The 5,196-nt window shown below is 60.3% G+C and carries 4 protein-coding genes and 1 pseudogene; 3 read left to right on the top strand and 2 right to left on the bottom strand.

The features are described from left to right. Positions 1-579 (bottom strand): DUF721 domain-containing protein (locus B4F73_RS05635; RefSeq protein ID WP_051607507.1); only part of this gene is annotated, 579 nt, incomplete at its 3' end. A 38-nt stretch (positions 580-617) separates the two neighbouring features. Here B4F73_RS05635 and mutY point away from each other — a divergent pair. Both mutY and B4F73_RS05645 read left to right on the top strand, forming a co-directional pair. Then, entirely contained in the window at positions 618-1,667 is a 1,050-nt protein-coding gene (gene mutY / locus B4F73_RS05640; RefSeq protein ID WP_290479447.1) for an A/G-specific adenine glycosylase, read from the top strand. A gap of 79 nt (positions 1,668-1,746) precedes the next feature. Then, the gene (locus B4F73_RS05645; RefSeq protein WP_290482699.1) at positions 1,747-3,690 is read left to right on the top strand and encodes a sialate O-acetylesterase; all 1,944 of its coding nucleotides are present in this window, start codon (positions 1,747-1,749) and stop codon (positions 3,688-3,690) included. Between the two features lie 6 nt (positions 3,691-3,696). Here B4F73_RS05645 and B4F73_RS05650 read toward each other — a convergent pair whose 3' ends face one another. After that, positions 3,697-4,614 carry a fatty acid desaturase family protein gene (locus B4F73_RS05650; RefSeq protein WP_290482700.1) on the bottom strand — a complete coding sequence of 306 codons (918 nt, stop codon included), beginning with the start codon at positions 4,612-4,614 and terminating at the stop codon, positions 3,697-3,699. Between the two features lie 48 nt (positions 4,615-4,662). Between B4F73_RS05650 and B4F73_RS05655 the strand changes: the two are divergent. Next, positions 4,663-5,196 (top strand): annotated as a pseudogene (locus B4F73_RS05655) (hypothetical protein); the annotation flags it as partial.

Consider the following 5,196-nt stretch of genomic DNA (forward strand, 5'->3'; position numbering starts at 1 on the left):
GAATGGCAGGCCGCCATCCTTGCCAGGCTTGGCAGGGGGCGGCGTATCTTCTGCGGTTAACATGGCCTCACCGAGCGCAACAATTGCGGCGCGCAGCTTGTCGTTCTGGATTCCGGAGGTCGATTCCTCAAGTTCCTTGCGCTCTTTCAGTGAGAGCGGCCGCGTTTTGCGACGCAGTGTCTTGGGCGGTTCTGTGCCGAGCGATCCCTGCTTGATCTTGATGGCGGTAATGTCGCCGCCTGCGGACACTGACACGCGCTGTCGCAGCGTTTCGGACTGGTGCTGCACCATCGGGGCGGCTTGCGGCACGACGAGCAGGGTCAGCACGCGACCATCCTTGCCACCGCTGAGCCGCTCCGGGCGGCAGTATTTATAGAGTTGTTCGCCTGCGATCTCGCGCCAGCGCTGGCGGAGTACCTGAATGGGGGGCAGTTTCTTGGCGCCGGATTTACGCCCGACCCGTTCCGCGGCAAGCCCGACCTGGCGCATGTTGGAATAAGTGCGTGTCGCGCGCTGGTAGCGCAGGCGGACGCGCGCGCGAGCTTCCTCTATGGGATCAAGGGTTGATCTCGTGACCATTCGTACGAGATTGCACGGCTTTCGGGCGAGGAAAAGGCATGGCACCGGCAAAGCACAGAGATTTGAACAGCCTGCCGGGCAAATTGCTGCCGTGGTTCGAGCGTCATGCACGCGACTTGCCCTGGCGCACGCTGCCGGCAGACCGGGCTGTGGGCGAGCGGCCTGACCCGTACCGTGTCTGGCTCTGCGAGATCATGATGCAGCAGACGACCATCCCGCATGGCACCCCATACTTTCATACCTTCCTTACGCGCTGGCCAACCATTGAGGCGCTGGCGGCGGCAAAGGATGAAGAGGTGATGAGTGCATGGGCGGGCCTCGGCTATTATGCGCGAGCGCGGAATTTGCTGAAATGTGCGCGTGAAGTCGCTGCACGCGGAGGCTTTCCGGAAACAGAGGCCGAACTGCGCAAACTGCCCGGTATCGGGCCATATACGGCTGGCGCGATCGCGGCGATTGCCTTTGACCAGAAAGCGGCGGCGGTGGATGGCAACGTCGATCGCGTGTTCGCGCGCCTGCTGGCATTGAAAGGCGAATGGGCCGCTGAGAAGAAGGTGATTGCCGAAACAGTGCGGGCGCTGGTGCCGGAGGACCGGCCGGGAGAATTTGCTGAAGCGCTGATGGATCTGGGCGCAACCGTGTGCACGCCGACCAAGCCGAACTGCCTGATCTGTCCACTGTCGTCCCTGTGCGCAGCGCGGGCCGAAGGGGCGCCTGAACGCTATCCGATCAAGCCCGCAAAAGTGCCAAAGCCCGTACGGTTTGGAATTGCTTATGTGTTGGTCGTGAAGGGGGAAGCGCTGCTGGTGCGCCGCCCGGACAAGGGCCTGCTTGGCGGGATGCTGGCGCTGCCGACGGGCGATTGGGTGGAGGGCGATTTTCCGCAAACGCCTTCGCCTGCCGAAGCGGCCTGGGAGGAGGTCGGCGAGGTACGCCATGTCTTCACGCATTTCGCGTTTCGCTTTCGGGTGATGCGCGCCGAGGCATCGCGCAAGCCGAAAGTTGCCGATGGCCGGTGGGTTAAACTCGATGAGGTCGAAGGCCTGCCAAGCGTGTTTGCCAAGGCGTTCCGGCTGGCAGTTGCGTAAATTTAGTTACCGCTAACACTGGACAATATCATCGCCTTCGGGAAAGTTCCTGCCAAAATACAAGAGGGCGGAACAGGACATGTTTACCAGCAAGACGATGATGGCATGCGGGGCATTGGCCCTGATTGGACTGGGCGCACATGCAGAGGCGCCGAAGCTCGCCAGCCTATTTGGTGACCATATGGTGATCCAGCGCGATGCACCGGTGCGCCTGTTCGGAACGGCGGATCCCGGCGCGGAATTCATCGTTTCGCTGGACGCGGCGTCCACGCCTGTTCGTGCCGGCCGGGACGGCCGATGGTGGGTCGAGTTTCCCGAGCTTTCAGCAGGCGGATCACATGAAATTTCGCTCACCGTTGAAGGCGATACAGTGCAGGCGTTAGAGGATGTGCTGGCGGGCGATGTGTTCTTGTGTTCCGGCCAGTCGAACATGGAATATCCACTGTCACGTGTGACCTATGCTGAACGGGAAGTCGCAGCTGCGGACCACTCCAATATTCGCCTGCTGCAAGTCGAGAAGGATCTTTCGCTTGCTCCGAATGCGGACTTGCCGGGCGACAGCGCTTGGGCCCTCACGACGCCGGAGACCGCAGCGGGGTTCTCGGCAGTCTGTTACTATGCCGGGCGGGCATTGTCAGAAGCCTATGATGTTCCTGTCGGTCTGATCAATTCGAGCTGGGGCGGCTCACGCATCGAGCCCTGGATTGACGGCGAGATCATCGGCGCAATGCCGGACCATACCGAACAAGTGGCTTTGCTGGAAACCTACAAGACTGACCGGGGCGCGGCAGCGAAGATCTATTCGGAAAGCTGGCAGCAGAACTGGAGGGACGACCCCGCGACCGAAGGAACTGCGCCGTGGGAAGATGCAGACGCAGACGAGTGGAAGCCCGTGCCCGGCACGCTACGCGACTGGCGCAAATGGGGAGACGCGGAACTCACCGATCATCTCGGCATGGTCTGGCACAGGGTCAGTTTTGATCTGACTCCTCAGCAGGCAGAGCAGGCTGCGACGATCCATATTGGCGCGGTCGATGATACCGACATGACCTGGCTGAACGGCACGGCAATTGGCACGACATTCCATTGGGGAGGATTGCGCGCGTACGGGGTTTCAGCCGATCTCCTCAAGCCGGGCAAGAACACTATTTTGGTCAACTCCCATAATGATTATGGCGATGGTGGCATGAACGGACCGGCTTCTGAATTGCGCGTGGAATTGGAGGACGGCTCAAGCCTGTCGCTGGCCGACGGGTGGGCCTATCGCAAAGTGGATTCGGCCGTAAGCGCTCCGAAGCCTGCGCCCTGGTTCACGATCAAGGGCTACACGATGTTGCACAATGCGATGATTGCGCCGTTGTCTGGCATCCGCCTGAAAGGGGCAATCTGGTATCAGGGCGAATCCAATGCGGGCGATGGCGTCGCCTATAAAAGTCTGCTTGATCTGCTGGTGCAGGATTGGCGCGCGAAGTTTGGAGCTGACTTGCCCGTAGCTGTTGTGCAGCTGCCGCGATATGGCGCGCTACCCACAGAAGCTGGCAAGCCGGGCTGGGGGGTGATCCGAGAATCCATGCGCCGCGTCGCTGCCAGGGATGATCGTGTGGCGCTCGCCGTGACGATTGATATGGGCGATCCGGTGGACATTCATCCGCCAAACAAGCTCGCGGTGGCCGAACGGGTCGTGCGGGTGATGAAGTCTCTCGTTTATGGTGAGGTGGATGCAGGCGCGTCTGGCGCCGTGGCGAGTCGGGCGGTGCGAGACGGCAGCACAATTCGTATTGCGTTTGAGGGTGTGGAAGACGGCTTGGTGACGGTCAGTGCAGGGAGTGTGATTGGCATGGAGCTGTGCCATGAGGATGCGTGCAGATATGCTTCAGCCAAGCTTGATGGCGATACTGTGGTCGTGCAGGCAGAAGATGAGGCGGTGTCCGAGGTCCGCTATTGTCAGGGTGATTCCCCCCTCTGCAATCTCTTCGACGGGACCGGGATGCCGGCCGGTCCGTTCTGGATCGCGGTTGAGTAGCGCCACCTATTCAGCAGGCACCATCTCTGGGGCATCATTGCGGACAGCGCGGCGGATGACATCGTCATAGCCATGCGAGATGCAATCAAATGACTCGTAATAGCCGCGCGATGACAGCAGCTTGTGGAGCCGTTTCAGCCTGTAAGGCGGGATTGATGCAAACATGTGATGCTCGAGATGATAGTTCACATCATTCGGCGCGATCAGCACGCGCTGCCAGAATGGGGCGATCGTGGTGCCGGTATTGAGGCGCGGATCGAGGCTGGTCCGGTCTTTCGCGGTGCCATGCTCGCCGATCTGGCGCAGGCGCACAATGGCTGGATAGATGAAGAGTTCTGCCGCCCACCACATGAGATAGGCCCACGGTGCGCCAATAGCGGTGAGGGTGCCGGCCAGTGCGATATGGAACGTGAGCCACGGCCAGTTGCGCGATAGTTTGAAGCTGCGGATCTTGCGCAGCGTATCGCGCAGGCCCGTCTGGCCGGTCAGGTCGCGCACGAATTTTCGACGCAGGCTGTCCTTCGGGACAGGGTAGTTCTTTACAAAGATGATGTCCGGATCGTCTGGCGTGCCCGCATATTTGTGGTGCTTCAAATGGTAGGCGCGATAGGCGGGCAGGGAGATGTTCATCGGCGCGCCCGCGATCCAGTGGCCCACGAAATCATCGACCCTCTGACTCTTGAAAAAGGCGTGGTGGGCGCAATCGTGATTGATGATGCCCAGGCCGAGCTGGCGACCTCCCAGAATGAGGATACCTGCGAGGATTGTCAGCGGATTTGGCCAGATGATGGCGACCGCAAAGGCCGCAATGATCAACCCCCAATTCCAGACAAGCGTCGCCAACGCGCGAAGATCAGACTTCGTGCGCAACTCGCGAAGCTCATCCTTTGTCAGCGCTTCGGATAGCTTCATCGTGTTCGACATGGCAGTTCTCCATCCTGTGCTTTAAGGTTTGTTACATATAATTTCATTATGAGTCAATTCGTGTATTATTTTGAACCTCTCAAGTCTGAAGACGTGTCAGCGCGCGCGCTTATCCTGTCCTTGATGAGCAGTACGACGGATGCGCCCCAGCCGATTGGCCGACTTATCAATGCGGCGGCACTGTTCGGGATCGAGGCGGCGACCCTGCGTGTGGCTGTGACGCGCCTGATGAAGGATGATTTGCTGGAGAGCCGAGAACGCGGTGTCTATGTTCCAGGCCCCAGAGCGCAGGCACTCAAGCGTCGGGTGCAGCAGTGGCAGAATGTGGGTGACCGGGTGGTCGACTGGAATGGCGACTGGCTGGTGGCGTTGACCAAGCATCTTGGCCGGAGCGACCGCAAGCAGCTTCGGGCACGTGAGCGGGCGTTGGCCCTGTTCGGATACCAGCAGACGGAGGAAGGTTTCTGGGTTCGTCCTGCCAACCTGGCGAGTGAACTGGACACGCATCGGACCAGTCTGATCGATATCGGCGCGGATGACGGTATTATCCTGACCCGAACCTCTCAGGTCGCGATGGCGGGG

Origin of the sequence: Hyphomonas sp. UBA3601 (assembly GCF_002375605.1) — a bacterium.
Lineage (GTDB): Bacteria > Pseudomonadota > Alphaproteobacteria > Caulobacterales > Hyphomonadaceae > Hyphomonas.

What these genes read in the sequence shown, in the direction of transcription:
- mutY (WP_290479447.1), top strand. Translation starts at nt 618, where the DNA reads ATGGCACCGGCAAAGCACAGAGATTTGAACAGCCTGCCGGGCAAATTG.
- B4F73_RS05645 (WP_290482699.1), top strand. Translation starts at nt 1,747, where the DNA reads ATGTTTACCAGCAAGACGATGATGGCATGCGGGGCATTGGCCCTGATT.
- B4F73_RS05650 (WP_290482700.1), bottom strand. Translation starts at nt 4,614, where the DNA reads ATGTCGAACACGATGAAGCTATCCGAAGCGCTGACAAAGGATGAGCTT.